This is a genomic window from Deinococcus metalli, from assembly GCF_014201805.1.
In the GTDB taxonomy this organism is placed as follows: domain Bacteria; phylum Deinococcota; class Deinococci; order Deinococcales; family Deinococcaceae; genus Deinococcus; species Deinococcus metalli.
This window is the reverse complement of the sequence record NZ_JACHFK010000008.1, coordinates 79872-105448: the sequence shown is the minus strand read 5'-3', so window position 1 is coordinate 105448 and position 25577 is coordinate 79872. Positions and strand designations below refer to the sequence as shown.

Here is a 25577-nt window from a genome sequence, read left to right as displayed (position 1 = left end):
GTCAGGATACGGGCTTGTCCCCGCCCGCTGCTGACCCGGCATCCAGCCCGTCGGCTGGAGTGGACGTCGGTGTGGACGGCTTGGGCCGCAGGTCCGTGCCGTTGAACTGAAGCTGCGCCTCGGCCAGGCCCGACGACGCCCACACCGCCACGGCGTCCGCGCCCAGCCGCACGAGCTGCGCGAGCGTGGCCGCCTCCTCTGGCCGCCAGCGGCTGAGCACCCAGTCCGCCGGGTCCCACCCCGTCGGGGGACGCGAGATGCCGAGCTTCAGGCGCGGAAAGGCCTCGTGGCCCAGCAGCCGGATGATGTCGCGGACGCCGTTCTGACCGCCGTGCCGCCCCGAGGGCCGCAGGCGCAGCAGGCCGAAGGGACTGTCCAGGTCGTCCTGGACGGCCAGCAGGTCACGGCCTTCGAGCTTGTAGAACGACACGAAGGGCGCGACCGCCCGGCCGGAGGTGTTCATGAACGTCTGCGGCTTGACCAGCAGCACCTTCTCGCTGCCCACGCGCACCTCCGCGACCTCGGCGTCCTTGCCTTCCTTGCGCCACGTGGCCCCGGCGCGGCGGGCGACCTCGTCCACGACCAGCCAGCCCACGTTGTGCCGGGTGTGGACGTACTGCGTGCCGGGGTTGCCCAGGCCCACCACCAGCTTCATCTACGCTTCCAGGCTGCCGGACAGCACGTCGCGCCACTGCGCCTCGGTCTCGCGCACCCGGGCGTCGCCGCGCGCCCGCGCGTACCCGGCGCGGAACTCTGCGAAGCGCGTGTCGGTCTCCGCGAACAGCAGGCCCAGCGCGCCCCGCACGTCCGTCACGTTCTGCTCGCTCAGGGTCGTGCCCTTCGCGTCCAGCACCTCGTCCAGGGTCGCCATGATGCCGGACAGCGGCCGCAGCCACTGGAACGCGGGATCGTTCATCACCAGCGAGTACAGGGCGTACGGGCCCTTCACCGGGCCGTGCAGGAACTCGTATTCCTCCTTCGCGAAGTCCAGCAGCGCCGAGTGGAAGTGCCGGAGCGCCGGCACCAGGGCCGTGAGTTTCGAGCGGACCGCTGCGTCAGTCATGCGAGCAGGGTAGCAAGGGCCGCGCAGTTTCCCTGGAAGCCCGCACCCGGCGCGTCACCAGCCCAGCGTGCCCGGCTCACCCTTGAACGGCCCCACCACATCCGAGGTGATCCACCCGCCGTAGAAGCCGCCGGGCTGCGGCGTGACCACCTCACCGTCCACCCGGCATTCGTCCATGCGGCCCGCGTACACGGCCACGTGCCCGGCCAGGTCGCGGAAGGCCGGCGTGGGCCGCTCGTAGCTCCAGCCCGCCGCCTCCGCGACCCGGCCACCCGCCGAGAGTGTCCAGTACGTCGCCGGGCCCTTCCACTCGCACACGCTGCGGCCCGGCGCGGGGCTCAGCACGCCCGGCAGGAAGGCGTCTTTGGGCAGGTAGTACGTGGGCGGGTGGCTGGTCTCCAGCACGCGGAAGGCGGCGGTCGTGTCAGCGACCGTCACGCCGCCCAGCACGATCTCGATGCGCCGGGCCGTGCGCTCCAGCCGGGGCGGACGCGGATAGGCCCACACGCTCTCCTGCCCGGGGCCGGGCGTGAGGGGCTGCGGAACAGGTCTGGACATGCGCCAGTGTCCGGCCGGGGCAGGACGGGCGCCGTGCCATCGGGTACGGTCGGCGGAGGACCGCCAGCCCGGACGAGCCTTGACCGAAGTCATGGCGCGCCGCAGGCCACGCCGTCACGCTGGACGCATGGCATACGTGATCACCAGCGGCTGCGCGGGCGTGAAGGACGCCGCCTGCACCCAGGTCTGCCCCCAGGACTGCATCCACGACGCGGGCAACCAGTTCGTGATCGACCCGGACGAGTGCATCGACTGCGGCGCGTGCGTGCCCGCGTGCCCAGTGGGCGCGGTCTATCCCGAGGAGGACGTGCCCCACGATCAGCGCGCGTCCATCGCCCGGAACCGCGACTTCTTCCTCTGAGCACCGCACCGGTGGGGGCGTGGCAGCATGACGCCGTGTCCTTCCCCGACGCCGTGGCCCTGCTGGCCCTGACCCCGCTGTTCCAGGGAGCGGGACGGGAGCAGTTGACCGCGCTGGCGGGGCGGGCGCGCTTCCGAAGGTATGACACACACGACGCCGTGTTCCGCGCAGGCGACGCCGCCGACACGCTGTCCGTCGTCGCACGGGGCAGCGTCCGCGTGTACCGCGCTGGGCCGGGCGGGCGGGAATTCACGCTGGGCATCGAAGGCCCCCGGCAGATGCTGGACCTTGCCGCCGTTCTGGACAGTGCGGGCCGCCACACGGCCCATGCCCACGCGCTTGGCGAACCCACGCAACTGCTGTCCGTGCCCGCCGACCTCGCGCGGCACATCATCCTGCACACGCCCGCTCTGGCCGGCGCGGTGATCACTCACCTCGCGCGGCGTGAGGCAGACGGTCAGCGCCGCCTGGACGCGCTGGTCTTCAGTGGCGTGGGCGCACGCCTCGCCGCGTACCTACTCGACCACGCCGGCGCCCCCCACGCGCTGCCGAGGAACAGCGAGCTGGCCGCGCTGCTCGGCACGGTGCCGGAGATCGTCAGCCGCAAGCTGGGCGAGTTCTACCGCTTGGGCTGGATCGACCTCGCGCGCCGCACCGTGACGGTCATGAACCCGGCGGAACTCCAGCGGGTGGTCACGGGCGACTGACGCCGTCCGCGCCCTTGTCGATCACGCAGAAGCGGTTGCCGTCCGGATCGGCCAGCACCACGTAATCGGCGTCCGGCGGGTAGCGCCACTCGACGCGGGTGGCCCCCAGCGCGAGCAGCCGCTCGACCTCGGCCACCTGATCCTGCGCGTACAGGTCGAGGTGGTGGCGCCGCGCCCGCTCGGAGCCCACGCGGGCCAGTGCGATCTGTACGCCGCTGCCGTCATTGGGCACCAGCACGGCCCACGTCTCGTCGGGCTCCTCGCGCGGGCGGTAGTTCAGGGCGGCTGTCCAGAACCGCACCGCGCGCGCGACGTCCTGCACGCCCCACACGACCGAACCGATCCTCAGCATAGGCGCAGTTTAGCCGTCCAGCACGGCGCGGATGGTGCGTCGGGAGACGGCCGCGAGGTCCGGGTTGCTGTGCCGGTAGTACGGCCACGCGATCAGCGCGATGGACAGCGCCCACCCGCGGCCACGCGCCCACGTGGCATCGTCCACGTCCAGCGCGGCGCGGAACGCCGGCCGGGTGGCCGCGTCCAGCAGGTTCCACGCGGGCTGGAGGTCGACCGCCGGGTCGCCCAGCGTCAGGCCGCCCCAGTCGATCACGGCGCTCACGCGGCCCCGGTGCGCCAGGAGGTTGCCGGGTTTCAGGTCGGCGTGCAGCCACGCGGGTTCGCCGCTCCACGCCGGTGCCCGCAGCGCGGCCTCCCACGCGGCCAGGACCGGCGCGGGGTCGAGAAGGCCCAGCTGCGCGCTCTCCGCGATGGCCTCGCGGGTGTCCTCGTCACGGTCGACGAGCGTGCCGCCGCGCGAGCCCTGCGGCGCGTCCCCGGCCGGGCGCGGCACCCGGCGCAGCGCCGCGACGAATCCGGCGAGGTCGCGGGCGAACTCGGGCGCGTCCCGCACGGTGTCCAGCCCTGCGTCCACGCCGTCCAGCCAGGAGTACACCGCCCACGGAAACGGAAAGCCCTCGCCGGGACTGCCGACGAACAGCGGGTCGGGCACCGCCAGCGGCAGGTGCGGGGCCAGCCGGGGCAGCCACGTCGCCTCCTTGGCGATGTCGTCCACCGCCCACGAGCGGCGCGGCAGGCGCACCACGCGCGCCTCGCCCAGGGTGTACATGGCGTTGTCGGTGCCGGACGACACGACCCGGGCGATGGGCAGCCCCACCCACTGCGGGCACTGCGCCGCGACCAGCCGCGCCACGAGCGCCGCGTCGGTCGTCACCTCATCCACGTGCATCCGGACCGGAACGTCATCCATTGCCCGCCACCGTACCCGGCCTGGCCCGCCGGCGCATGGGCCGAAGGGCCTATCGCTCCGTCAACCACACCGCGCCTACACTGCCGGCATGATCGAACTGCGCCCGATGGACGCGGCCGCCTTCGAGCGCTTCGTCGCCCACGCCGCCCCGCAGTACGCCGCCGAGAAGATCCGCAGCGGCGAGTGGACGCCGGAGGAAGCCATGCAGCGCGCCGACCGCGAGTTCCGCCAGCTGCTGCCGCAGGGGCCGGACACGCCGGACAACGTGCTGTACCACCTGCACGATCCGCACGAGGGGGCCGACGTGGGCGTGCTGTGGTACGCCCTCCAGACGCGCGGCGGAACCCGCACCGCCTTCGTGTACGAGGTCGAGGTGTACGACCCCTACCGCCGGCGCGGGTACGCCTCGCAGGCCTTCGCGCTGCTGGAGCGGGACGCCGCCGCGCGCGGGGCCACGAACATCCAGCTCCACGTGTTCGGCCACAACACCAGCGCCCGCGCGCTGTACGAGGGCCTGGGCTTCCAGACGACGAACGTGATCATGCGCAAGGAGCTGGGCTGAGAAGCTGCGATGAGTCATGGACGGTCAATGTCCTGATGCCGCCGAGAACCCTAAATCTGTCCTCAAATTCCAGCGTCAGGCGTTGGCATGTTTCATCGGCATCAAAATTGAGCAGCAGCCCAGATGGCGACTGAAACACGTGCAGCCCAAGCGTTCCATCCTCGTAAGTCAGGGTACGGAACGGTCTTGCACTGCTCTGGAATAAGGCCAGAACCTCAGCATAAGGCCGTCGCCACAGCACCTCCAGCCATTGAAGTTGCAGCAGGGTATAAGCGCGGTGGGCTGCTTGGGGCCCATCAAACCGGATCACCACGCGCTCCAGCTGCTGACCATCGAAAAGCCACTCGGTGCTGTCCAGATAGGAGTAGCCGGCGATGGTTCCCTCCTCCAACTCGGGCAGGAGGCTGAGCAAGGTCGCCTTCTGGGTCTGAGGTCGCAGGATGCCGATTTTGCCGTTCTTGACCGCAGTCAGAAAGTTGGCTCTGGGATCGTTCGTGTTCACAGAATCCTCGGCACTCCCGACAAACGACTCACGCCGCCCTCTTCCCCCGCACCCTGAGCGACTTCTCGCTCTCCAGCAGGCGTTTCAGGGCCGCCTCGCTGCGGGTCAGGCCGTCCAGATCACCCTCGCCGCGGCCGGCGCGGGGTTCGTAGTCGTCGAGCACCTTGCCGTCCAGGTAGCGGTCGAAGATCACCGGGCAGATGTACGAGCTGCGCGTGACGGCGGGCGTGTTGCCCAGATCGGCGGCGACGTACTTCACGCAGTCCACCAGGGTCTGGCGGGCCCGCTTCTCGGTGTCCGCCACCCCCACCTCCGCGAGGTACTCGGCGGCCAGCAGGGTGCCGCCCCACGTGCGGAAGTCCTTGGCGCTGAAGGGGCCGATGACTTCTTTCAAGTACGCGTTGAGTTCCCCGGCGCGGACACGTCGGCGGGCGCCGTCGGCATCCGCCGTCTGGAACAGCCACGGGCCGGGCAATTCCAGCAGCCGGCCGATGTTGGCGGCGAGCGTGCGGTCCGTGGTCGCCTTGTGCTGCGTGATGCCGTGCTTGCCCTTGAAGTGGAAGGTGACGGTGGTGCCCTGCACGCGCACGTGCTTCTGCCGCAGGGTGCTCAGGCCGTAGGTCTGGTGCTGCTTCTCGTAGATATCGCTGCCCACCCGGAAGCGCGCGACGTGCAGCAGCCGGGTCATCAGGGCGGCGACCTTGCGGGGCGGCAGGCCGGGGGCGCGCAGGTCCGCGGCGGTCGTGGTCCGCAGCGTGCCGAGCACGCCGGCGAAGCGCGTCAGGCGCTGCCATTTCTTCAGCGCGCCGGCCTGCACGAAGTCCGGGTGGTAGCGGTACTGGAGGCGCCCGGCGGCGTCCCGCCCGAAGGCCTGGAGTTCCGCGTCCGGGTCCGGCGACACGTACACGTCCTCGTAGGCGGGCGGCACGGCCAGCCTGGCGATGCGGTCAACGCCGGCCCGGTCGCGGTACGGCCGGCCGTCCGGCCAGAAGTACTTGAACGCCTTGGGGTCGTGGCCCTCGCGGCGCAGGTACTCTCCGGCAAGGGCCTCGGTGCGGGTGGTCATTCCTCGGCCTTCGCGGGCAGTTGCCACTCGATGGGGCCGCGCCCAGCCTGTTCCAGCGCGGCGTTGACCTGAGAAAAGGGGCGGCTGCCGAAGAACTTCGCCTCGCTCAGGGGACTGGGATGCGCGGACTCGATGACCACGTGCTGCGGCCCGGTGATCAGCTTGCGCTTCTTGCGGGCGTACGCGCCCCACAGCACGAACACCACGCGCTCGGGCTTGCCATTCACCGCCCGGATCACAGCGTCCGTGAAGTGCTCCCAGCCCTTGTTCGCGTGGCTGTTGGCCTGCCCCTCGCGCACCGTCAGCACGGCGTTGAGCAGCAGGATGCCCTGATCGGCCCACGCTCTCAGGTACCCGTGGCGGGGCGGCACGAAGCCGGGGAGATCCGCCTGAAGTTCCTTGTAGATGTTGCGCAGGCTGGGCGGAATGGTCACGCCTGGCCGCACGCTGAAGCTCAGGCCATGCGCCTGACCGGGCCGGTGGTACGGGTCCTGGCCCAGGATCAGCACCTTCACGTCCTCCAGCGGCGTGAAGCGCAGGGCGTTGAACACGTCCGGCGCCGGCGGAAAGATGGTGTGCCCACGCCGCTCCTCCACCAGAAAGTCCTTGAGCTCGTGGAAGTACGGCGCGGCGAATTCCGGCCCCAGCGCCCGCTGCCAGCTGTCGGGCAGCCCGGCGGGCATGATCGCCTTGGGCGGTTCGGGGGTCAGGCCGAAGAGGTCGGGCTGGTCAGACATGGCTGGTCTCCTTGTTTCCGCAGTGTGGCGGGTGGGGCGCGGGCGTGGCTCCGGCAGGCCCTGAGCTTTTCTTTCGGCGCGCATGACGGCCTTCTTGCGGCTGCCGTGCCGCTCGTAGATGCGCCGGGCCTCGGCCCCGAACTGCGGGGTCGCGCGGGCGGCGGTCATCCGGGCGCGGGCGGCGCGGCCGGCGGCCAGCTCGTCCACGATGGGCGGCGGATAGGTCAGCCGGGACGCGCCGCTCCATACCCACGGCGTGTGAATGAAGTCGCCGGGCACGTCCGCGAGTTCCGGCAGCCACGCGCGGATGAACGTGCCGTCCGGGTCCTGCTCGCGGGCCTGCCGCGTGGGCGAGTAGATCCGCAGGCGGTTGATGCCGACCGTACCGCTCTGCATCTGCATCTGCGACCAGTGGATGCCGGGCTCGTTGTCCAGCCACTCGCGCGCCAGCACCAAGCCCGGCCGGCGCCAGTGCAGCCACAGGTGCTGGGTGGCGAAACTGACCAGCAGGGCGCGCATGCGGAAGTTCAGCCAGCCCGTCGCGCGCAGCGACCGCATACACGCGTCGACCATGGGATAGCCGGTCTGCCCCGCCCGCCAGCGCTCGAAGTGCTCCGCGTTCCACGCGTCTTCGCGCAGGCCGTCCAGCGCGCGGTTCAGGGACCGGAACTCCATCTGCGGCTCGCTCTCCAGGCGCTGGATGAAGTGGCAGTGCCAGTGCAGCCGCGACTCGAAGGAGCGCAGCGAGCGCACCCAGCGCGGGTCCGCGTGGAGATCGCCCCGGACCTGCGCCAGCCGCTGCCGGGTGGCCTGCACGACCTCCCTGAGCGAGACCGTGCCGAACGCCAGGGGCGCGCTCAGCCGCGAGCAGCTGTCGGCGGCGGTGATGGGGCTGCTCATCTCGCGCATGTAGTTCACGCCCCGGTGTGCGAGAAACGACGCCAGGACCGCGTGCGCCTCGGCCTCTCCGCCGGGCGGGATGATCCGGTCGTCGGCGGGCACGCCCAGGTCCGCGTGGAGGAGCACCCGGCCGGCATATGCGGCCGTGCCGTCCAGCCGCGCGGGCACGGGCACGACGGGCGCGGCCATGCGTTCCTCCCACGTAGCGGCCCAGCCGTCGCGGCTTCGCATGCGGCGGATCACGCCGTGCGGCGGCAGCTCCGTGAAGGGCAGGCCGCGGCCCCGCGCCCACGCCCGTACCCGCCGGTCCCGCTGGTAGCCCACGCCGTTGCCCGTCTCCTCGTGCGCCCATACCGCCTGCACATCGTGCTCAGCGCGCAACTCATCGAGCACGGCCACGGCCTCGCCGTGCCGGATGACCAGCGGCGCGCCCAGGTCGGCCAGCCGTTCTCTCAGTTCCGTCAGGCAGGTGTTGAGGTGCGTCAGGTGGTGCCCGGCGAATTCCGGGTGCTCCAGCTGTTCGGGCTCGTAGATGAACACGGGCAGCACGGGGCCGCGCCGCGCCGCCTCGGCCAGCGGGGCGTGGTCCCGGACACGCAGGTCTTTCTTGAACCACACCAGCTGCACGGCCACGGGGCCGAGTGTGGCCCGGTCACGCGCCCCGGACGGTGGGAAGTCACGCCCACTCAAGAAACGGTGAACGGTTTCAGTTCACGCTGACGCGGTACGTGAGTTTCAACGTCTCGCCGGCCTTCACGTCGCGGACGTTCCAGCGGACGTTCGTGACCTCGCCCATGGGCGCGGCGGATTTCTGCAGCACCGTCTTGCCGTTCTGGGTGACGCTGCTGATGTGCTGTGGGGTGGGCGTGAAGTTGCGTCCACCGTCCGTGCTGTACGCCAGCGTGATGCGCCCGCTGGCGGCCGTGGCCTGCCCGGTGAAGGACGTGCCGTTCGGCATGGGCATGGTGACGGTTACCTGTGGCAGCGTCTGGCGGCCGACGTTCTGCACCGTGACTTCCTCGACCAGCACGTCGCCGCGCACCACGGTCAGGGGGCTGGCGACCAGGGTTTCGGTGCGCTTGCCGCCGTCGGTGGTCACCTTCACGAGTTTCTGCACCGCCGTGTACTTCACGTTCTGCTTCACGGCCGAGGTGGGCGCGGTCTGGGCCGAGCCGGGCTGCGCGAGCACCATGAAGGCCAGCGGGAAGGCCAGAAGCAGGGCGGTCGGCAGGGCGCGCGTCATGGCAGGAACGTAGCGCAGGGCGGCCCGGCGGGGCAAATCCCCACCTCTACCGTGGGGGCCGCCCGGCACCCGCGGGTCAGATGCCCAGGCGGCCGGTCACGGCCTTCTGCACCGGGGAGCCGGTGCCGCCATCGAAGGCGTCGATCTCCTCGATGAAGCGGTCGAAGAGGTAGCGGCTGTCGTGGGGGCCGGGGCTCGCTTCCGGGTGGTACTGCACGGAGAACACCGGGTAGCGGCTGTGCGCCATGCCCTCCAGGGTGCCGTCGTTCAGGTTGACGTGCGTGGCGACAAAAGAGCCGTTGGGAATCGAGTCGAGGTCCACCGCGTAGCCGTGGTTCTGCGCCGTGATCTCCACGTTGCCGGTGAGCAGGTTCTTGACCGGCTGGTTGCCGCCGCGGTGCCCGAACTTCATCTTGAAGGTCGAGCCGCCCGCCGCCAGGCCCAGGATCTGGTGGCCCAGGCAGATGCCGAAGGTGGGCAGCAGGCCCATCATCTCCCACGCGGTCTTGTGCGCGTACTCCAGCGGGGCGGGGTCGCCGGGGCCGTTACTCAGGAACAGGCCGTGCGGTTGCAGGGCCATGATCTGCGCCGGGGTGGTCTGGGCCGGCACCACGATGGGCTCAATCCCGACCTCCGCGAGGCGCTCGATGATGGTGTGCTTGATCCCGAAGTCCATCAGGACCACGCGCTTGCCGTGGCGCAGGGTCGGGAAGGCGTAGGGCAGCGGGGTGGTGACCTCGCGGGTCATGTCGTGCCCGTCGATGTCCTGGTGGTCACGGGCGCGCTGCACGTACACCTGCTCCTCGGCGGGCGTGAACTCGCCGTACGCGTCGCTCGGGTGGGTGTACGAGCGGTGCGCGATCACGCCCTTGACGACGCCGCCCTCGCGCAGGCGCCGCACCAGCGCGCGGGTATCGATGCCCTGGATGGACACCACACCGTACTGCTGCATGAACGCCTCGAGCGACTGCTGGGCGCGGTGGTTGGAGTATTCGCCGCTGAACTCGCGCGAGATGAAACCGCGCACGTACGGCTTGTTGGATTCCATGTCGTAGATCGCCACGCCGTAGTTGCCGACGTGCGGATACGTGATGGTCACGATCTGCCCGTTGTAGCTGGGGTCCGTCATGATCTCCTGGTAGCCGGTCATGGACGTGTTGAACACGACCTCCCCGACCGTCTCGCCGCGCTGCCCGAAGGCGTAGCCGCGGTACACCGTGCCGTCTTCCAGCGCCAGGATCGCGCGTTCCTTGCGAATCATGCAAACCTCCGCCGAGTCGAAGACGAGGCCGAGCGAAGCGAGTACGAGTAACTTGCCGGACTGGAACGATGGAAATCTATGCCGATCTTTCCACGGCATAGAGTGGAATCGTTGTGGTTCGGGAACATATTCAACCTCCCGCCATGCGCGCCTCACGGGACGCCCTTGATGGCCTGCCGGCCGCCCGCGTGCGGCGGACGCCTGGAGCCCACCATAGCGGACCCGGAGGCCCGGCACGGTGAGGTCGTCCGCGCAGGTGGTCCGGGCGGCCCGGGACTGCATGATTATGCGTGGCAATGAATAGCTATACGGCTGCCCGCCTCTGCTTTGGTCAGGTCGGCACTGGCCGCCTGGGCCCGGCGCCGGGCCTCCCCGACGGGTCCGGCCCTGGCTGCGGATGGTACGCTGAGCGGCGCACATCGTCGCGTTGCTCGGCCCACGTCCCCCGGGAGGCCCACATGACAGGACAGACGTCTCAGTTCACGCGCTTCATGCTGACCGACGGCGGGCTGGAGACCGATCTGCTCTACAACCGGGGCATCGACCTGCCGTGTTTCGCGTCGGTCGTGCTGCTGCGCACTCCGGCGGGTCGGGCGGCCCTCGAGGCGTATTACCGCCCCTATCTGGACCTGGCGCGGGAACTCGGCGCGGGTTTCATCCTGGAGAGCGCCACGTGGCGCGCCAGCCCCGACTGGGCAGCGCCGCTCGGACTCGATCTGGCGGAACTTGACCGGCTGAATGTCGCGGCCATCGACGTGATACGCCGCCTGCGCGCCGAGTATGCGGACGACGTGCCCGAAATCGTGCTCAGCGGCTGTATCGGGCCTCGCGGCGACGGCTACGTTCCGGGCGAACTCATGGACGTCGCGGAGGCGACCGCGTACCACGCCCACCAGGCGCGGGTGCTCGCCTCGGCGGGCGTCGACATGATCTCGGCCCTGACCATGACGAACGTGAACGAGGCGATCGGCATCGCACGGGCCGCGCAGGCGGTCGGGGTGCCGGTGGTGATCTCCTTCACCGTGGAGACGGACGGACGGCTGCCGACGGGGGACACGCTGATGGACGCCGTGCTGGCGGTGGACGCCGCGACCGAAGCCTCCGTGTCGTACTTCATGATCAACTGCGCCCACCCCGACCACTTCGCCGCGCTGCTGGGCCAGCAGGCCCCGTGGACCCAGCGCATCCTCGGGATCCGCGCCAACGCCTCGCGCTGCAGCCACGAGGAACTGAACGCCATGACCGAACTCGACGACGGCGACCCCACCGAACTCGGACAGCTCTACCGCGCGCTCCTTGAAACCCAGCCGCAGATCACGGTGCTCGGCGGCTGCTGCGGCACCGATCTGCGCCACGTGACCGCCGTCGCGCGGGCCTGTCTGTCACCGGCGTGACCGGCCCCGGCCTCCGTGGTCAGGGGTATTCACCGCTGAACTCCAGATAGATCTTCCCTGTGATCAGCGGAGCGGACACGGCCGGTGAGGACGCCATGGCCGTTCCATGCCGCGGGCGACGCACGGTCTCCGGCGTCCGGAACGGTGCCTATTCCCAGCGGTACCTGACGCTGGCCTTGCCCAGGATGACGTTGCCCTGCACGCGGCTCTGGGCACTCATACCGTCGTAGCGGTTGATCACGTCCGTCATCGGGTCGGCCACGCTGCCCAGCAGATCGGCCCCCGCGGACAGGCCCGGACCGGACCGTGCTCCCAGCTTGTCGATGGCGGCCTGCATGGCGGCCTCCTCCTCGGTCAGGTCGTCCTGGGCGTCCTCCATGTCGTCGGTGGCCGGGCCGCCGGCGCGCTTCACGGCGTCCTCCATCGCGGCGCGCAGGTCGTCGGCAGCCAGCTCCGGCTGGTCCGGCTGGTACGACCATGCGGCGCCGCTCATGGGCAGCGCGGCCGCCTGGAAGGCCGCGTCCTGCGCCAGCGGCGTGGCCGACCCGTCCAGCGCGGTCTTCAGGGCGGCGTCACTCCACGCGGTGATCAGGTAGTCGCCGCGGAAGGCGTACACCAGTTTCAGGCCGCCCAGCAGCGTCCGCACCTGCTTGGCGCTGCCCTCCAGTGCGGCCCCGCCCATCCCGGCCGCGCTGCCCAGTCCGCCCGGCAGGGCCTTCGAGAAGGGCGCAGTCCCGCGCTCCAGCAGCGGGAGCAGGGCGTCCGCCGCGCCGGCGATGGCGGCGTTCACGCTCGCGGCGTACTCGGGCATGTGGGCGCGGGCGGCGTCCAGGTCGCGGATGCGCCGGTACGACACGCTGTACGGCAGGCTGGCCAGGGGATCGCTCACGTCCAGCGCGGACTTCATCCCGCCCGCGAGCATCACCTGCGCGCACTCGTCGCCCACGTACCCGCCGGCGCGTTCCAGGTGGCTGGCGAGCTGCGAGTCGGTCAGGAAGCCCAGCGGATCGAGCAGGTCCACACGGGTCAGCCAGCGGCCCAGGTACGCGCCGTCCTCGGGTGCGCACGCGCGGGCCGACACGCGCTCGGCGTCGGCGGGAATGATGTCCTGCACGTGAAAGTCGGTGGTGTGCGTGAGCAGCCGGTACAGCGGCCGGTCCTTGCCCTGCGCGTTCGCCACGTGCGCCGACGCGGCTGTCAGGCCCTGCGACGTGGTCGTGAGACCCGACGAGTACTGCCCGAGCGTGTCGATGGCGTCCACCACCGGCGCGAGCACGCGGGGCAGCGCCACGGTGCCCAGGTACCCGCGCACCACCTTCGCCGCCGCCGAGAAGTTCACGTACAGCGCGAGTTCCTGCGCGCCCACCGGCCGCCGCGCCGCCGTGTACGCGCCGGACCCCAGCAGCGTCGGGGCGGCCTTGCCGCTCAGGCGGCCCAGGTAGCCCATCAGCAGGGCCTTGTCGCTGGAGACATACACCAGTCCGCCCGCCATGCCCGCGTACACGGTGCCCTGGCGCGCGAAGGTGTACACGCCCACCCGAGCGCCAGCCTTCTTCTTCAGCAGGCTGCCGAAGAACTCCCTGGACAGGTCGTCCACGCGCGACACGGCCAGCACCTCCGGCGAGTACGTCCCGCCGGGGCGGCCGACCGTGAACACGCCCACCGCCGCTTCCCGGCCGACCGAGCCCTTCAGCAGTTCCTGCATGCCGTTCATGGACTGCGTCATGCCGTCGTCCGCGCCGGCCACCGTGTCCATGACATTCCCCAGCAGGCCCGACACCCGGCCGATCACGCCGGACGCGTCGCGCGTTTCCAGGGTCATGAGCGCCCCGGCGGGCAACAGGTCGGTCAGCGAGGCCGCGTGCGCGGTGGACCCCAGGGCCACACAGCCCAGACCGGTCAGCAGTTGACGTTTCACTCCCGGATCATACGGGGCACACGTCAGGACTCAGGGCGCAGATCGCGCATCTCCCCCGCCGCGCCGTCCAGCGCAGCCGGCGTGTCCACGTCGAGCAGCAGCGCGGCCGGAAAGCGGAGGGTCACGGCCTGCGCGCGGTGCGCCCCGATCACGGCGCGCGGCCCGTGGTCGGCGTCCGGCAGGTCCTGCACGGCGCGCAGCAGGTCCGTGCGGAACACGTGCGGCGGGGCGCGCACGGCGTCCGGGCCGTCGCCGTACTCGGCCAGCACCACGGGCGCGCCGCTGTCGTGGAAGGCTGCGAGCAGCGCGCGGTGCACGTCCGCGGTCACCAGCGGCATATCCCCCAGCGCGAAGTTCGCGCCCGCCAGCCCCGGCGGCAGGGCACGCACCGCCGTCCGGAACGACGATGCCAGCCCGCGCGCGGGCTCGGGATTCACGGCGAACGCGAAGTCCAGCCCGGCCAGCGCCGCGCGGATGCCGTCGCCCACGTCGCCCGGCGGGATCACGGCCAGCAGGTGGGTGTGCCCGGCGCCGGCCAGGGCATCCGCGGCGTAGGTACACAGGGGGCGGCCGCGCAGCGGGGCGAGCTGCTTGGGCCGCCCCATGCGCGTACTGAGCCCGGCGGCGAGCAGCACGCCCGCGACCGGAAAGGCGGCAGTGGTCACGCCCGCATGGTAAAGCAGCGTGCGGGGCGTGAGGATCGCCGCGCACCGCCCAATCTTTCCCAAACCCCCCGCACCTACAATGAAGGGCGTCCTGAACCCAGCGTTCCCGAGGTGACCGTATGAAACTGAACTATTCCGGCCAGGAGAAGGTGCAGGCCCCGCCCGCCGTCGTGTGGGCCTTCGTGCAGGACCCGGAGCGCGTGGCCCGCTGCCTGCCCGACGTGCAGGAGGTGACGGTGCACGACCAGACACACATGGACGCGACCGTGCAGGTGGGCGTGGGCATGGTGCGCGGCAAGTTCAAGTTCAAGATCGAGGTGCTGCCGGACGAGGCGGCCGGGCGCGTGAACGTGAACGTGCAGGGCGGCGGACTCGGCAGCGTGGTGGACCTGACGGCCGGCGCGAATGTGGTGGACAACGGCGACGGCACGACCATGCTCGACTGGACCGGCGAGGCGAACATGCGCGGCCCGGTGGCGACAGTGGGCGGGCGGCTGCTGGACGCGCAGGCACAGAAACTGATCTCGAAGACCTTCGAGAACATGAGCGCGAATATCGGCGCGTCGTCCGGCACGCTGGCCTGAGTGTGAACTCCGGGCCGCGCGGGCCTTCAGGTGCCGGGCAGCGCGTCCGGGCCGGCGTTCACCGTGGGCACCGCCGTGATCGCGCCGTGCGGCGACACGGCCAGCACCCGGCGCTCGGCGAGCGTCCACAGGGCGCGGTGCACGGCCATCTCGGCCGCTGCGCTGCCCCCGGGCGCCAGCTCGTCGAGGAGTTGCGTGTAGCGCAGCGCCTCGTGCTGCCCCCCCGCCCAGGGCGTGCTGGCCGCCACGCGCGTCAGGATGGCGCGCTGCTCGGATGTGTCACCCCGGGCGAGCAGCTGTGCGCGGGCCTGGGCGCGCTGGAGCTGCTCGTCGCGTTCCTGGCGGCGCTGGGCCAGCAGCCGCGTCACGTCGTCCGGCGGGGTCTGGCCGCGCCGCGCGCGGGCGTCCCCGATCAGGGTCTCCAGGCGTTCGTCCGCGCGGGCGGCGGCCTGGGCGCGCAGTTCCTGCACATGCGCCAGGGTGTCCTGCACGCGGGCGCTGCCCAGCGCGCGGGTGCGCAGGCGCCGGGCGGCCTCGCCCACGCCGCTTCCGGGCTCGGGGTCCGGTTCCCGCAGCGCCCGGCCGACGCGGATCAGGGTGCTGAGGGTACGGGCCGTCTTGTCGGACTTGTCGGGTGGCATGCGGGCATCTCCTCTGCCGTTCTTATACCGGGCCGGCATGTGCGCCGTCATCCTACGGAAGTGAAGGGCCCGTTATGGACAGTGCCGCCCAGCCACGAGGACTGGGCGGCACCGGACGTGGAACAGCGTCAGGCGGCGTGGGCGGGCGTCAGCGCGGCCTCGGTCTGGGCGGGCACCTCGGCGGCGACGGGGGCGGGGTGGCTGGGCAGCAGCGCTCCCAGGCCCAGGCCGGCCATGCTGGCGGTCGCGACGATCATCCACAGCAGGTTGCCGTCGGTGGTGTCCAGCAGCACACTCAGCACCATCAGCGCGGCCGAGACGGCCATGTGCGCCAGCGCGGGGATCACCATGTTGCCCCCCTGGAGGTGCGCCCTCAGGAAGCCGCGTCCGGCGTGCAGGCCGGAGACCAGGGCGATCAGGATGCATAGCAGGAGGGGGACGTTCATGGGCTTCACCCTACGCAGCCCCCTCTCACGACGCCCTCACAGCTCCGGGCGCGTTCAGGACATGAAGACCCGCCCGTCCCACCGCGGGACGAACCCGGAAAGTGCGGCCAGGAGGGCAGTTTGAATGGTTTGTAAGACTACGATCGCGGACCGCGCCCGGCGCGGATACTGGACGCGTATGCCGACCTTCCCCCCCGCCGGGTCACGCGCGCTGCGGGCGGCGCCGTGACCGCCCCGGTGCCGACCCCCGCCGACATCCAGACCCTGTTCCGCGCGCGCGGATACGTGGCCGGCGAGGCGCTTGCCACCGCGCTGCGGCTGGTCGTGGCGCTGGACAAGCCGCTGCTGCTCGAGGGTCCCGCCGGCGTGGGCAAGACCGAGGCCGCCAAGACCCTCGCGCTGGCGCTGGACACGCGGCTGATCCGGCTCCAGTGCTATGAGGGTCTGGACGCCCAGGCCGCGCTGTACGAGTGGAACTACGCGCGGCAACTGCTGCACCTGCGCGCCGCCGAACTGAGCGGCGCCCGCGTCGGCGACGACGAGCTGTACGGCGAGACGTTCCTGCTGGCCCGCCCGCTGCTCCAGGCGATCCGCGAGGAGCGCGCTCCGGTGCTGCTGATCGACGAGGTCGACCGCGCCGACGACGCCTTCGAGGCCTTCTTGCTGGAACTGCTGGCCGAGTGGCAGGTGACCGTGCCGGAACTCGGCACCCTGCACGCGCGCAGCCGCCCGCACGTGATCCTGACCAGCAACCGCTCGCGCGAGTTGAGCGACGCCCTGCGCCGCCGCTGCCTGTACCACTGGGTCGAGTACCCCACCGCCCGCCAGGAACTGGAGATCGTGCACGCGCGGCTGCCCGGCGTGAACGCGCGGCTGGCCCGGCAGGTCACGGACGCCATCCACACGCTGCGCGCCCTGCCGCTGGGCAAACCGCCCGGCGTGGCCGAGACGCTCGACTGGGCCGCCGCCCTGGCCAGCCTGCACCGCGACCACCTGGACGCCGCGTCCATTGAGGCCACGCTGGGCGCGGTGCTGAAGCTGCGCGAGGACCAGCTGCTCGCCGCGCCCACCCTGCGGCAGCTGGCCGCCAAGGCCGCCGAGCCGGCCGCCCCGGTGGCCGACGGCCCATGACCGCGCCAGCCGCCGAGGTCAGCGCCGACCTCGCCGCGCGCGTCAGCGCCTTCGTGGCGCGGCTGCGCGGGGTGCACGGCTTCCTGCTGGGCCCCGGCGAGGCCGCCGACGCCCTGCGCGCCCTGGGCGCCGTGGACGTGCTGCGCAAACCCGAGGTCCGCGACGCCCTGCGCTGCGTGCTGACTGCCAGCCCCGAGCAGCGCCGCATCTTCGACCAGGAGTTCAACGCCTTCTTCCGGCGTGACGGCGGCCCGCCCCCCCCGACGCTGCCGCCCCTGCTGCCGCAGACGGACGCGCCGGGCGCGGAGCCGCCCGAGCAGGACCAAACGGCGGGAACGGACGAGGGCGGCGACGAGCAGAAGCCTGCTCCCCCGCCCCCCGACGCTGGAGACGGCGACGAGGGTGACGACGCGGCCAGCATGCAGGCCCAGCCTCTCGGGGAATCCGGGGAGGGGCCGGACGACCCCGACGAGCCCGCGCAGACGATCCGCACGAAGCTCAGTCCGAACGCCTCGGGCGGGGGGGCCTTCGACGCCGCGGAAGGCGATCTGCCAGAGTTGCTGCGCGCCGCGTCCGCGCTGGTGCGCGCCGTGGAACTCGGCCGCTCGCGGCGCGTGAAGCCGATGCCGCGTGGCCGCAAACTCGACGCCCGCCGCACCCTGCGCGCCGCTGCCCGCACCGCCGGCGACCCCACCGAACTGCGCTGGCTGGGACGCCCCCGCCGCGCCCCGCGCTTTCTGCTGGTGCTGGACGGCAGCCGCAGCATGGGCAAGGACGCCACGCTGCTGCTGCGCTTCGCGCACGCCCTGCACCTGCGCTCGCGCCGGGTGGAGGTCTACGCCTTCTCGACCGGCCTGACCCGTCTGACGCCGCTGCTGCGCGGCGCTCCCCCCGGCGGCGCGCTGCACCTGCCGGACCTGGGTGAGGCGTGGGGCGGCGGCACCCGCATCGGCGAGAACCTGCTGAGGCTGGCGCGCCACGAGCGGGAACGCGTGAATCGCGACACGCTGGTGTTCATCCTCAGCGACGGCCTGGACACCGGCCCGGTCGAGGATCTGGAACGCGCCATGCGCGAACTGCACCACCGTTCGGCCGGCGTGGTGTGGCTCTCGCCCCTGGCGGGCATGCCGGGCTACCAGCCGGTGCAGCGCGCGGTCAAGGCCGCCCTGCCGTACCTGGACGCCCTGCTCCCGGCGGGCGGCATGGACGATCTGCACGCGCTGGCCGGACGATTGAAGCGGGGCGGGGCGCTGAACTAGGAAGGATTTGTCGTCCTGATAGGACAGGCAGGGACCGCAGCCCGGCGAATAGCGCACCGTGGCCGTTGCTTCAGCGCTCGCCAGACACGGCCCATGATCCACGGGCGCCCGCTGGGTACGCGCCGCACACCTCAGCGTGCAGCGGTCTCTGGACGCGACGACACACTGGGGACCGTTTCATGGGCTGGCTGGGCCGGACCAGTGGCAGTCCCGGCATGGAATCTCAGACAGCGCTCGGCCCCACCACAAGGCGAACGCCGTATGCCTTGACAGCCCTCTCCACAAGGCGTACAGTGTTCGCATTCAAGGGAAACACCGTACGCCTTGAAAGGAGACGCCCATGACGAACGCCGCTGCCCGCCCCTCCCGCCATGTCCCTGCCCGGCTGTCCCTGCAGCATCCGCTGGGCCTGCTCCGCGTGGAGGGCCTGGCCCTGTGCATCCTGAGTGCCGCAGCGTTCCTGCATGAGGGCGGCCACTGGGGTTACCTGTTCCTGGGGTTCCTGGCCGACCTGACGTTTGTCGGCTACGTGGCCGGTCCACGGGTCGGGGCCGCGCTGTACAACGCTGTCCACAGCACCGTCCTGCCCATCGCGCTGACCGCGGCCGGCCTGCTCCTGAACCAACCCCTGGCCACCCTGAGCGGCCTGGTCATGCTGGCGCACATCGGATTCGACCGCGCGGCGGGCTACGGTCTGAAATTTCCCGACGCCTTCGGGCACACGCACTTGGACGCCTGACACGGACGGCCGCGCCCTCACGGCGCGGCCCCTCCGCTACAAGTCGCGCCGGCTGAACCGCCACATCGCGCCGCCCACGGCGAGGACGGTCAGCGCGCACGCCCACACGACCAGTCCGGCGGCAATCGGCGTGGAGGACGTGAAGGGATTGGCGCCGCGCGCCATGTCGCTCACCTGGAGCATGAACGCGGGTTGCAGGTGGTAGCTGGCCCCCAGCCACAGGGCGTTGCTGGGCATCACGGCGTTGGCGACCTTGCCCAGCGTGACCAGGGTGGGCGTGTCCGCGATGCGGCCGATGGCACCCAGAATCCCGCCGGTGAAGCCCACGCCGTACAGCACGAACACGCCGATGCCGTTGGCGAGCGTGGTGAACAGGGTGCTGCCCAGCACGGTCAGGGCGGTGAGCATCAGCACCGCCAGCAGGATCAGCGCCAGCGCGGCGGCCGGGGCGGGCGGCAGGTACCCGGTGATGGCGTACACGCCGCCCAGCAGCGCCGCGCCCAGCAGCGCCACGTACGCCACGTTTACGGCCCCGAAGCCCAGGAAGCGGCCCAGCACGACCTGGGCGCGGCTGATGGGCCTCGCGATCACGCTCTGCATCACGCCGTTCTCGATATCCGCGCTGACCGCCCCGACGGTGGACAGCACCGCCATCAGCGAGCCCAGGAAGTAGACCAGATACATCCCGAACAGCGCCGAGGAGATCACGGGGATGTTGCCCGCGCCGGTCGTGCTGCGCCCCTCCAGGCCCGCGTCGAGGGCACGCTGGTCGAGCGCCTGCTCCAGCCGCACCACGCCGTACAGGAAAAACCCGATGAACAGCACGCTGAGCACCACCAGCACGCTCACCAGGCGCTTGCGGAAGGCTTCCCGCAGCGACAGTTCCGCGATCAGCAGGGCGTTACGCACGTGCGGCCTGCCCATTCTGCAGCTGGGGCCGGCGGCTCGCTTCCGGCGTGTCCTCGATCAGGTCGAGGAACATCGTCTCCAGATCGGGGCGGCGCGGCGTCAGGGCGTAGAGCTGCGCGCCGCTGTCCAGCACGGCCCGCGCGATGGCCGGGATGGCGTCCTCGCGCTGGAGCCACAGTTCCACGCTGGCGCGGCCGGGCGTGTTCGTGTCGGTGTGCCGCAGTTCTCCCAGGCGCGACAGGGTGTCCAGCAGGCCCGGCGGCAGGGTGTCCACCCGCACGTCCAGCGGCAGCACGCCGCCCATCAGCTCGCGCATGGTGCCCTGGCGCAGCACCCGCCCCGCCTTCACGAAGGCCACCCGGTCGCACACCTGCTCGACCTCACTGAGCAGGTGCGAGTTCAGGAACACCGCCACGCCCTGAGAACGCAGCCGCTCGATGATCTCGCGCACCTCCACCCGCCCGATGGGATCGAGCGCGCTGGTCGGTTCGTCCAGAAAGACGAGCTGCGGCCGGGCCAGGATCGCTCCGGCCAGCCCGGCACGCTGCAACATGCCCTTGGAGTACCCGCCCAGCACCTCGTGCCCGCGCCCACCCAGCCCGACGACCTCCAGCACCTCGGGGATGCGGGTGCGGAGTTCCCCGGCGTTCAGGCCTGCCAGTCGGCCGTGGAAGCGCAGGAACTCCTGCCCGGTCATCCACGTCTGGAAGCGGAACTGCTCCGGCAGGAAGCCCAGCCGGGCGCGCACCGCCGGGTTCGCCGGCGAGCCGCCCAGCACGCGCACCGTGCCGGCGGTGGGCAGCACCAGGCCCAGCAGCATCTTTACCGTGGTGCTCTTGCCCGCGCCGTTGGGCCCCAGGAAGCCGAAGACCTCGCCGGGCTGCACCACCAGGGTCAGGCCGTCCACGACCGCGCGGCCCCGGTACTCCTTGCGCAGGTCGTGCGTCTCGATGGCGGGTGCGTCCATCCGGGCAGCATAGCCGCGCGCGGATGGGGGCACGTGCGCCGAAAGTTGCAAAGGAGCGGCGGACCCTGGGCTCTGAGAAGCTCCCAGATTGCCCAGAGCCCACGTCCCGGAACCGGGTGGTCACACCGGGTTCAGGATCTCCTCGATACGCTGCACCGCCCCCGCGTCCAGGCGCACGCCGGCGGCCTTCACGGTGTCCGAGATCTGCTGCGGCTTGGTGGCGCCCGTGATGACGCTGCTCACGCCCTTCTGGCGCAGCAGCCACGCCACGGCGAGCTGCGCGCGCGTGATGCCCAGGCCGTCCGCGATGGGCCTGAGGTCGCGCACCTTCTGGATGTTCTCCTCGGTCAGGAAGTCGCGCGCGAAGCCCTCGTGTTCGCTCAGGCGGGCGCCCTCGGGCCGGCCGGCGTCGTACTTGCCGGTCAGCAGGCCCATCGCCAGCGGGCTCCACACGACCAGGCCCACGCCGGCCTTCTCGGTGTACGGCAGGATGTCCTTTTCCACGCGGTCGCGGTGGATCATGGAGTACTCGGGCTGCTCGGTCACAGGGCCGTGCAGGCCGTGCGCGCGGGCGAATTCCACGGCCTCGGCGATGCGCGCGGCGGGCCACATGCTGGTGCCCCAGTACAGCGCCCGGCCCGAGCGGATCACCTGATCGAAGGCCATCACGATCTCGTCCATGGGCACGGTTTCGTCGTAGCGGTGGGCGAAGTAGATGTCCAGGTAATCGGTGCCCAGGCGTTTCAGCGACTTGTCGATGCTCTCCAGGACGTGCTTGCGGCTCAGGCCCTGGTCGTTCACGTCGTCGCTCATGGGCCAGTACACCTTGCTGGAGATCACCAGGGTGTGCCGGGGAAAGTCGCGCAGCGCGGCGCCCATCAGTTCCTCGCTGCGGCCGCGGGCATACACGTCGGCCTGGTCGAAGAAGTTCACGCCCTCGTCGTACGCGGCCTTCACGATGTCCTGCACCATGGCCTCGTCGTTGACGCTGCGCCCGTAGGTCTCCCAGCCGCCCAGGGCCACCTCGCTGACTTTCAGGCCGCTGCGGCCCAGATTCCGGAATTCCATGAGGGGTACTTTAACTCTTAAAGCGCTTGCTGGGCGTCACGCTGAAGTGCGCCTCAAGATGCGGCCGTCCTGGCGCCGGGCCAGCGCTCCGGCAGCGTGGGCGTCAGGATCGAGCCGCCCTCCAGGGTGCCGAAGACCTCCGTGCGCGCCGCGCCCCACCACCACGCGTAGAGGGCGATGTACGCGCAGACCACGGCGTCGACGCGGTCCTCGTGATCCTTCAGCGCCCGCCCGCGCAGGGTGGTGGGGTCGGTCGCCAGCAGCGCGTCCAGGCCACGCAGCGCCGGCTCGGCGGTCTCCAGGGCGCGCAGGTGGCCGTACAGCTCGGCCCAGGCGGCGTCCAGCAGCGCCCTTCCCTGCCCCTTGTTCTTGTACTTCAGGGTGCGGCTCAGGCCGAACAGCGACACCATCGCCGGGTGCGGGTAGACCTCCACGACCCGCCGGACCTCGGCGCGGGCGTGTAGCCACGGATCGTGCACGAAGCCGCGCTCCGCCAGCGCCGCGACCACGCGCTCACCGCGCACGCTGCCCGCCGCGTCGGCCACGCGGGCACGGTTGGTGGGGTGCGCGCCCGCGTGAAAGCGGGCGAACACCGTGCCGAGCGCCGCCTCGGCGGGCCGCCGACCGGCCGCGTTCGGCACGGCCAGCGGCGCGTCCACCGCCACGAGGCACCCGCCCGATGCCCCGACGTGCCGGTCGAGGAACGCCATGACGTCCGCGTCGTCGCCCAGCAGCGCCGACGCCGTGAGGTCCCCGGCCGCGCCGTCCAGCCGCACCACCGCGCCGCCCGAAGGGTTACGCACGGACCACGCCAGATCGAGACCGACGAACTGCACCCGTCAGCCCGCGTCCGGTGCCCAGCCCGGCGGGGCCAGTTCGAAGCCCCCAAAATGGAAGCCCGGCGCGACCACGCAGCCCACCAGCGTCCACTCGCCCAGACTGCGGGCCGACTGCCACGCGTGGGCCGGCACGATGCCCTGCGGCCGCTCGCCGTGCAGGACGTCCGGCCCCAGGCGCACGCGCCGCATGGCCCCGCCGTCCCAGATGGACAGCTCCAGCGGCGCCCCCGCGTGGTACGCCCACACTTCCGTGGCGTCCACGCGGTGCCAGTGCGAGACCTCGCCGGCCCGCAGCAGGAAGTAGATGCTGGTGCACACGGGCCGGCCGTCCACCGCCACCGCATCCTCGTGAATCTGGACGTAGTGGCCGCCCTCCGGGTGCGGAGTCAGGTTCAGTTCGCGGATGAGCTGCTCGGGCGTCATGGCGCCTTCCGCGTCCACTGGTTGGCACGCTCCCCCCGCGCGGCCTTGTCGGCGGCCTCCGCGACCCGCTTGCGGCGCGTGGCTTCGGTCTTCGCCTGCGCGATCCACTCCAGCACGGCGCGCTTCGCACTGCGCGGGAAGGCGTCCCAGTGCGTGGCCGCGCCGGGATGCGCGTCCAGGGCGGCGCGCAGGTCGGCGGGCAGCTCCAGCCGTTCGACGGCGTCCAGCTTTGCCCATGTGCCGTCCTGCACGGCCGCGTCGATGCGGGCCTGCCCGGCGGGTGCCATCAGACCCGCTGCCTGCATCCGGGCAATGCGTTCCTTGTTCACGGCGCTCCAGCCGCTGCCGGACTTGCGCGGCGTCACCTGGATCACCCAGCGGTGCGCGTCCAGCGCGCGGGCCGTCGAGTCGATCCACCCGAAGCACAGGGCCTCTTCCACCGCGTCCGGTACGCTCAGGTTCGGGGTGGGCGAGGTCTTCTTGTGGATCACTAGGCGCACGCCGGGACTGGCCGCGTGGTGCCCCTCCAGCCACGTCCGCCACTCGGCGCGGGACGCGGGTTCGAGCAGATCGAGTGCGGCGGCGGGAGCCATGCCCCAGAATGCCACCGGATCAGCTGGAGCGGATGGGGGCGTAGGTACTCTGCACGAAGCCGCTCGGGAACGCCTGCGTGTCCACGTGTCGCAGGAGCACGTCGGCGTCCAGCGCCCCGAACAGCGGCCGGCCCGCGCCCAGCAGCACCGGAATGCGCGTGACGATCAGTTCGTCCAGCAGCCCGGCGCGCAGGAAGGCCTGGATGGTCTGCCCGCCGTCCACGTACACGCCCCGCGCACCGGCCAGGGCCGCCGCCAGCGCGTCCACCGGGCCGGGGTGAACGCTGACCTGCCCCGCCAGATCACGCGGCAGGTCAGCGGGCGTCAGGGTGCGGCTCAGGACGACCAGGCGCTTGCCCGCGTACGGCCACGGCCGGTACTCGCGCACGGTGTCGAAGGTACTCCGCCCCATGACCACGGTGTCCACGCGCGCCATGAAGGCCTCGTAGCCGTGGTCCTCGCCGGTGGGCATGGGCGGACTGCCCTGCTGCGCGCCCGGCAGCCAGTCCAGCGAGCCGTCCGGCCGGGCGATGAAGCCGTCCACGCTCGCGGCGATGTAGACGAGAAAGGGCATGAGGAAGTCTAAGGGGCCAGACGAAGGGTCGGCAGCCGAACGGATCGGCCGAGGAGATGAACGGGCCGATCCGGTTGGACCGCTCGGTCCTCAACCGGCCCGCCGGGCCTAGATGCTGCCCAGGAAGCGGTCACGGTGCACCACGTACGCCAGCCCGAGGGTGGATAGGGTGCTCACGAGGCTGCTCAGACCGTAGCTGATCAGCGGCAGGGTAATCCCGGTCAGCGGCAGGACGCTCAGGGCCGCGCCGATGTTCTCGATCACCTGAAAGCCGATCTGGCCGAGCACGCCTGCGAACAGGATCTGGTCCTGCAACCTGGGCGATTCCATCGCCATGCCGGCCAGCCCCCAGAACAGCGCGCCGTACAGCAGTAGTACCGCGAGCGCGCCCACGAAGCCCTGCTCCTCGGCCCACGTGCTGAACGCGAAATCGGTGTGCGCTTCCGGCAGGAAGCCGTTGTGTGACTGGCTGCCCTGCTTGTACCCCTTGCCCTGGAGTCCCCCGGACCCGACCGCGATGGTGCTCTGGATGACCTGATAGCCCGCGCCGCGCGGGTCCTGATAGGGATTGAGGAAGATGGTCAGGCGCTTTTGCTGATACGGCTCCAGGTGCGGGTACAGCACCGTGGGCACCGCCGCGCCGACCAGCACCACGGCCAGCAGCGCGTGCCACCACGGAATGCGGGCGGCGAGCATCATCACGCCGAACATCACGCTCAGGACCATCGCCCCGCCGAAATCGGCCTTGACCACCAGGCCCACGGCCGGCAGGAACACCGCGAGGGCCCGCATGTACGTGCTCATGCCCTTGTAGCCGTTCTGGAGGGCCACGGCCAGCATCAGGATCAGCGCGAACTTCAGCACCTCCAGCGGCTGGATCTGCACGGGGCCCAGCACGATCCAGTTCTTCTGCCCGTTGATCTCCCGGCCGATCACGAAGGTGCTGGCCTGCAGCAGCAGCGCGAAGCCGTAGATGTACGGCGCAAACCGGTACACGCGGTCGCGCCCGGCCCACAGCAGCGCCGCGATCGGCGCGGCCGCCAGCGCCACCCCCAGCAGCTGCTTGGGGAAGATACCCGGCGTGGCCTTGGGCGCCAGCGCCGCCGTGCTGACGGTCATCAGGCCCACCACCAGCAGCGCGGCCAGGATGACCGGAAAGCGCAGGTCGTACTTCATGTGGGGCACCGCGGCGGGAGAACAGTC

General features: G+C 71.3%; 30 protein-coding genes. 8 read left to right on the top strand and 22 right to left on the bottom strand.

The features are described 5' to 3' along the window. Nucleotide 1 precedes the first annotated feature (1 nt). Genes pth through HNQ07_RS15660 form a run of 3 tightly spaced genes read right to left on the bottom strand, consistent with a single transcriptional unit; the run spans nt 2 to nt 1621 of the window. Nucleotides 2-655 (bottom strand): aminoacyl-tRNA hydrolase, encoded by a 654-nt coding sequence (gene pth / locus HNQ07_RS15670; protein WP_184113478.1) that lies wholly within the window; start codon nt 653-655, stop codon nt 2-4. Beyond that, nucleotides 656-1063 carry a hypothetical protein gene (locus HNQ07_RS15665; RefSeq protein ID WP_184113476.1) on the bottom strand — a complete coding sequence of 136 codons (408 nt, stop codon included), beginning with the start codon at nt 1061-1063 and terminating at the stop codon, nt 656-658. 54 nt (nt 1064-1117) lie between these two features. Then, on the bottom strand, nt 1118-1621 hold the full coding sequence (locus tag HNQ07_RS15660) for a DUF427 domain-containing protein (RefSeq protein ID WP_184113474.1): 504 nt from the start codon (nt 1619-1621) through the stop codon (nt 1118-1120). A 127-nt stretch (nt 1622-1748) separates the two neighbouring features. Between HNQ07_RS15660 and HNQ07_RS15655 the strand changes: the two genes are divergently transcribed. Further along, the gene (locus tag HNQ07_RS15655) at nt 1749-1982 is read left to right on the top strand and encodes a ferredoxin family protein (RefSeq protein ID WP_184113472.1); all 234 of its coding nucleotides are present in this window, start codon (nt 1749-1751) and stop codon (nt 1980-1982) included. A 35-nt stretch (nt 1983-2017) separates the two neighbouring features. Next, on the top strand, nt 2018-2689 hold the full coding sequence (locus tag HNQ07_RS15650; protein ID WP_184113470.1) for a Crp/Fnr family transcriptional regulator: 672 nt from the start codon (nt 2018-2020) through the stop codon (nt 2687-2689). Here HNQ07_RS15650 and HNQ07_RS15645 read toward each other — a convergent pair. Together HNQ07_RS15645 and HNQ07_RS15640 are read right to left on the bottom strand one after the other, a co-directional pair. Further along, nucleotides 2676-3041 carry a VOC family protein gene (locus HNQ07_RS15645; RefSeq protein ID WP_184113468.1) on the bottom strand — a complete coding sequence of 122 codons (366 nt, stop codon included), beginning with the start codon at nt 3039-3041 and terminating at the stop codon, nt 2676-2678. The genes HNQ07_RS15650 and HNQ07_RS15645 overlap by 14 nt on opposite strands. A 9-nt stretch (nt 3042-3050) precedes the next feature. Beyond that, nucleotides 3051-3953, bottom strand: coding sequence for an aminoglycoside phosphotransferase family protein (locus HNQ07_RS15640; protein ID WP_221275113.1), 903 nt, complete (start codon nt 3951-3953; stop codon nt 3051-3053). Nucleotides 3954-4041: 88 nt separating this feature from the next. Here HNQ07_RS15640 and HNQ07_RS15635 point away from each other — a divergent pair, with 88 nt between their 5' ends. Then, a complete protein-coding gene (locus HNQ07_RS15635) occupies nt 4042-4515 on the top strand; it encodes a GNAT family N-acetyltransferase (RefSeq protein WP_184113466.1) in 474 nt (157 codons plus the stop codon). Here HNQ07_RS15635 and HNQ07_RS15630 read toward each other — a convergent pair. The 5 genes from HNQ07_RS15630 to carA form a co-directional block, all read right to left on the bottom strand. Further along, nucleotides 4493-5017: a hypothetical protein gene (locus tag HNQ07_RS15630; RefSeq protein WP_184113464.1), complete on the bottom strand. Its 525-nt coding sequence runs from the start codon at nt 5015-5017 to the stop codon at nt 4493-4495. The genes HNQ07_RS15635 and HNQ07_RS15630 overlap by 23 nt on opposite strands. Nucleotides 5018-5045: 28 nt before the next feature. Beyond that, nucleotides 5046-6083 (bottom strand): DNA topoisomerase IB, encoded by a 1038-nt coding sequence (locus HNQ07_RS15625; RefSeq protein ID WP_184113462.1) that lies wholly within the window; start codon nt 6081-6083, stop codon nt 5046-5048. After that, entirely contained in the window at nt 6080-8353 is a 2274-nt protein-coding gene (ung, locus tag HNQ07_RS15620; protein ID WP_229832073.1) for a uracil-DNA glycosylase, read from the bottom strand. Before ung ends, HNQ07_RS15625 begins: the two co-directional genes overlap by 4 nt. Before the next feature lie 73 nt (nt 8354-8426). After that, nucleotides 8427-8963, bottom strand: coding sequence for a hypothetical protein (locus HNQ07_RS15615; protein ID WP_184113460.1), 537 nt, complete (start codon nt 8961-8963; stop codon nt 8427-8429). Nucleotides 8964-9039: 76 nt separating this feature from the next. Further along, nucleotides 9040-10224 (bottom strand): glutamine-hydrolyzing carbamoyl-phosphate synthase small subunit, encoded by a 1185-nt coding sequence (gene carA / locus HNQ07_RS15610; protein WP_184113458.1) that lies wholly within the window; start codon nt 10222-10224, stop codon nt 9040-9042. A 458-nt stretch (nt 10225-10682) separates the two neighbouring features. Between carA and HNQ07_RS15605 the strand changes: the two genes are divergently transcribed. Then, nucleotides 10683-11618, top strand: a complete 936-nt coding sequence (locus HNQ07_RS15605) for a homocysteine S-methyltransferase family protein (RefSeq protein WP_184113456.1) — start codon at nt 10683-10685, stop codon at nt 11616-11618. A gap of 148 nt (nt 11619-11766) precedes the next feature. Here the strand turns inward: HNQ07_RS15605 and HNQ07_RS15600 are convergent, their stop codons facing one another. Further along, nucleotides 11767-13536, bottom strand: a complete 1770-nt coding sequence (locus HNQ07_RS15600) for a hypothetical protein (RefSeq protein WP_229832071.1) — start codon at nt 13534-13536, stop codon at nt 11767-11769. A gap of 23 nt (nt 13537-13559) precedes the next feature. Beyond that, nucleotides 13560-14201 carry a nucleotidyltransferase family protein gene (locus tag HNQ07_RS15595; protein WP_229832069.1) on the bottom strand — a complete coding sequence of 214 codons (642 nt, stop codon included), beginning with the start codon at nt 14199-14201 and terminating at the stop codon, nt 13560-13562. A gap of 119 nt (nt 14202-14320) precedes the next feature. Between HNQ07_RS15595 and HNQ07_RS15590 the strand changes: the two genes are divergently transcribed. Continuing rightward, nucleotides 14321-14785: an SRPBCC family protein gene (locus HNQ07_RS15590; RefSeq protein WP_184113454.1), complete on the top strand. Its 465-nt coding sequence runs from the start codon at nt 14321-14323 to the stop codon at nt 14783-14785. A 26-nt stretch (nt 14786-14811) separates the two neighbouring features. Here the strand turns inward: HNQ07_RS15590 and HNQ07_RS15585 are convergent, their stop codons facing one another. Next, the gene (locus HNQ07_RS15585; protein WP_184113452.1) at nt 14812-15426 is read right to left on the bottom strand and encodes a hypothetical protein; all 615 of its coding nucleotides are present in this window, start codon (nt 15424-15426) and stop codon (nt 14812-14814) included. A 128-nt stretch (nt 15427-15554) separates the two neighbouring features. Then, nucleotides 15555-15872, bottom strand: coding sequence for a hypothetical protein (locus tag HNQ07_RS15580; RefSeq protein ID WP_184113450.1), 318 nt, complete (start codon nt 15870-15872; stop codon nt 15555-15557). Between the two features lie 225 nt (nt 15873-16097). On the opposite strand from HNQ07_RS15580, the gene HNQ07_RS15575 reads away from it, so the two are divergent. The 3 genes from HNQ07_RS15575 to HNQ07_RS15565 all read left to right on the top strand — a co-directional run bounded on the left by HNQ07_RS15575 (nt 16098) and on the right by HNQ07_RS15565 (nt 19001). Next, nucleotides 16098-17003 carry an AAA family ATPase gene (locus HNQ07_RS15575; RefSeq protein WP_229832067.1) on the top strand — a complete coding sequence of 302 codons (906 nt, stop codon included), beginning with the start codon at nt 16098-16100 and terminating at the stop codon, nt 17001-17003. Continuing rightward, the gene (locus HNQ07_RS15570) at nt 17000-18262 is read left to right on the top strand and encodes a vWA domain-containing protein (protein WP_184113448.1); all 1263 of its coding nucleotides are present in this window, start codon (nt 17000-17002) and stop codon (nt 18260-18262) included. Before HNQ07_RS15575 ends, HNQ07_RS15570 begins: the two co-directional genes overlap by 4 nt. A 340-nt stretch (nt 18263-18602) precedes the next feature. Beyond that, nucleotides 18603-19001 (top strand): DUF4260 domain-containing protein, encoded by a 399-nt coding sequence (locus HNQ07_RS15565; protein WP_184113446.1) that lies wholly within the window; start codon nt 18603-18605, stop codon nt 18999-19001. A gap of 36 nt (nt 19002-19037) precedes the next feature. Here HNQ07_RS15565 and HNQ07_RS15560 read toward each other — a convergent pair whose 3' ends face one another. From HNQ07_RS15560 to HNQ07_RS15525, 8 genes are all read right to left on the bottom strand, one after another. Continuing rightward, complete coding sequence (locus HNQ07_RS15560; protein WP_184113444.1) at nt 19038-19910, bottom strand: ABC transporter permease subunit; 873 nt, start codon at nt 19908-19910, stop codon at nt 19038-19040. Continuing rightward, nucleotides 19903-20877 carry an ABC transporter ATP-binding protein gene (locus HNQ07_RS15555; protein WP_184113442.1) on the bottom strand — a complete coding sequence of 325 codons (975 nt, stop codon included), beginning with the start codon at nt 20875-20877 and terminating at the stop codon, nt 19903-19905. Before HNQ07_RS15555 ends, HNQ07_RS15560 begins: the two co-directional genes overlap by 8 nt. A gap of 120 nt (nt 20878-20997) precedes the next feature. Then, on the bottom strand, nt 20998-21945 hold the full coding sequence (locus HNQ07_RS15550; RefSeq protein WP_184113440.1) for an aldo/keto reductase family protein: 948 nt from the start codon (nt 21943-21945) through the stop codon (nt 20998-21000). Between the two features lie 53 nt (nt 21946-21998). Then, nucleotides 21999-22781, bottom strand: a complete 783-nt coding sequence (locus tag HNQ07_RS15545) for a DUF429 domain-containing protein (protein ID WP_184113438.1) — start codon at nt 22779-22781, stop codon at nt 21999-22001. Nucleotides 22782-22784: 3 nt separating this feature from the next. Continuing rightward, nucleotides 22785-23207, bottom strand: coding sequence for a cupin domain-containing protein (locus HNQ07_RS15540; protein ID WP_184113436.1), 423 nt, complete (start codon nt 23205-23207; stop codon nt 22785-22787). Further along, entirely contained in the window at nt 23204-23800 is a 597-nt protein-coding gene (locus tag HNQ07_RS15535; protein WP_184113434.1) for a YdeI/OmpD-associated family protein, read from the bottom strand. Before HNQ07_RS15535 ends, HNQ07_RS15540 begins: the two co-directional genes overlap by 4 nt. 19 nt (nt 23801-23819) lie before the next feature. Next, nucleotides 23820-24374, bottom strand: coding sequence for a dihydrofolate reductase family protein (locus HNQ07_RS15530; RefSeq protein WP_184113432.1), 555 nt, complete (start codon nt 24372-24374; stop codon nt 23820-23822). Nucleotides 24375-24482: 108 nt separating this feature from the next. Then, a complete protein-coding gene (locus tag HNQ07_RS15525) occupies nt 24483-25550 on the bottom strand; it encodes an FtsW/RodA/SpoVE family cell cycle protein (RefSeq protein WP_184113430.1) in 1068 nt (355 codons plus the stop codon). Between the last annotated feature and the right edge of the window lie 27 nt (nt 25551-25577).

Coding starts and splice junctions, on each gene's coding strand:
- HNQ07_RS15625 (WP_184113462.1), bottom strand. CDS start 6,083: ATGACCACCCGCACCGAGGCCCTTGCCGGAGAGTACCTGCGCCGCGAG.
- HNQ07_RS15570 (WP_184113448.1), top strand. CDS start 17,000: ATGACCGCGCCAGCCGCCGAGGTCAGCGCCGACCTCGCCGCGCGCGTC.
- HNQ07_RS15640 (WP_221275113.1), bottom strand. CDS start 3,953: ATGGATGACGTTCCGGTCCGGATGCACGTGGATGAGGTGACGACCGAC.
- HNQ07_RS15540 (WP_184113436.1), bottom strand. CDS start 23,207: ATGACGCCCGAGCAGCTCATCCGCGAACTGAACCTGACTCCGCACCCG.
- HNQ07_RS15645 (WP_184113468.1), bottom strand. CDS start 3,041: ATGCTGAGGATCGGTTCGGTCGTGTGGGGCGTGCAGGACGTCGCGCGC.
- HNQ07_RS15655 (WP_184113472.1), top strand. CDS start 1,749: ATGGCATACGTGATCACCAGCGGCTGCGCGGGCGTGAAGGACGCCGCC.
- HNQ07_RS15530 (WP_184113432.1), bottom strand. CDS start 24,374: ATGCCCTTTCTCGTCTACATCGCCGCGAGCGTGGACGGCTTCATCGCC.
- HNQ07_RS15635 (WP_184113466.1), top strand. CDS start 4,042: ATGATCGAACTGCGCCCGATGGACGCGGCCGCCTTCGAGCGCTTCGTC.
- HNQ07_RS15665 (WP_184113476.1), bottom strand. CDS start 1,063: ATGACTGACGCAGCGGTCCGCTCGAAACTCACGGCCCTGGTGCCGGCG.
- HNQ07_RS15660 (WP_184113474.1), bottom strand. CDS start 1,621: ATGTCCAGACCTGTTCCGCAGCCCCTCACGCCCGGCCCCGGGCAGGAG.
- HNQ07_RS15535 (WP_184113434.1), bottom strand. CDS start 23,800: ATGGCTCCCGCCGCCGCACTCGATCTGCTCGAACCCGCGTCCCGCGCC.
- HNQ07_RS15555 (WP_184113442.1), bottom strand. CDS start 20,877: ATGGACGCACCCGCCATCGAGACGCACGACCTGCGCAAGGAGTACCGG.
- HNQ07_RS15605 (WP_184113456.1), top strand. CDS start 10,683: ATGACAGGACAGACGTCTCAGTTCACGCGCTTCATGCTGACCGACGGC.
- HNQ07_RS15580 (WP_184113450.1), bottom strand. CDS start 15,872: ATGAACGTCCCCCTCCTGCTATGCATCCTGATCGCCCTGGTCTCCGGC.
- carA (WP_184113458.1), bottom strand. CDS start 10,224: ATGATTCGCAAGGAACGCGCGATCCTGGCGCTGGAAGACGGCACGGTG.
- HNQ07_RS15585 (WP_184113452.1), bottom strand. CDS start 15,426: ATGCCACCCGACAAGTCCGACAAGACGGCCCGTACCCTCAGCACCCTG.
- HNQ07_RS15590 (WP_184113454.1), top strand. CDS start 14,321: ATGAAACTGAACTATTCCGGCCAGGAGAAGGTGCAGGCCCCGCCCGCC.
- pth (WP_184113478.1), bottom strand. CDS start 655: ATGAAGCTGGTGGTGGGCCTGGGCAACCCCGGCACGCAGTACGTCCAC.
- HNQ07_RS15565 (WP_184113446.1), top strand. CDS start 18,603: ATGACGAACGCCGCTGCCCGCCCCTCCCGCCATGTCCCTGCCCGGCTG.
- HNQ07_RS15525 (WP_184113430.1), bottom strand. CDS start 25,550: ATGAAGTACGACCTGCGCTTTCCGGTCATCCTGGCCGCGCTGCTGGTG.
- HNQ07_RS15615 (WP_184113460.1), bottom strand. CDS start 8,963: ATGACGCGCGCCCTGCCGACCGCCCTGCTTCTGGCCTTCCCGCTGGCC.
- HNQ07_RS15550 (WP_184113440.1), bottom strand. CDS start 21,945: ATGGAATTCCGGAATCTGGGCCGCAGCGGCCTGAAAGTCAGCGAGGTG.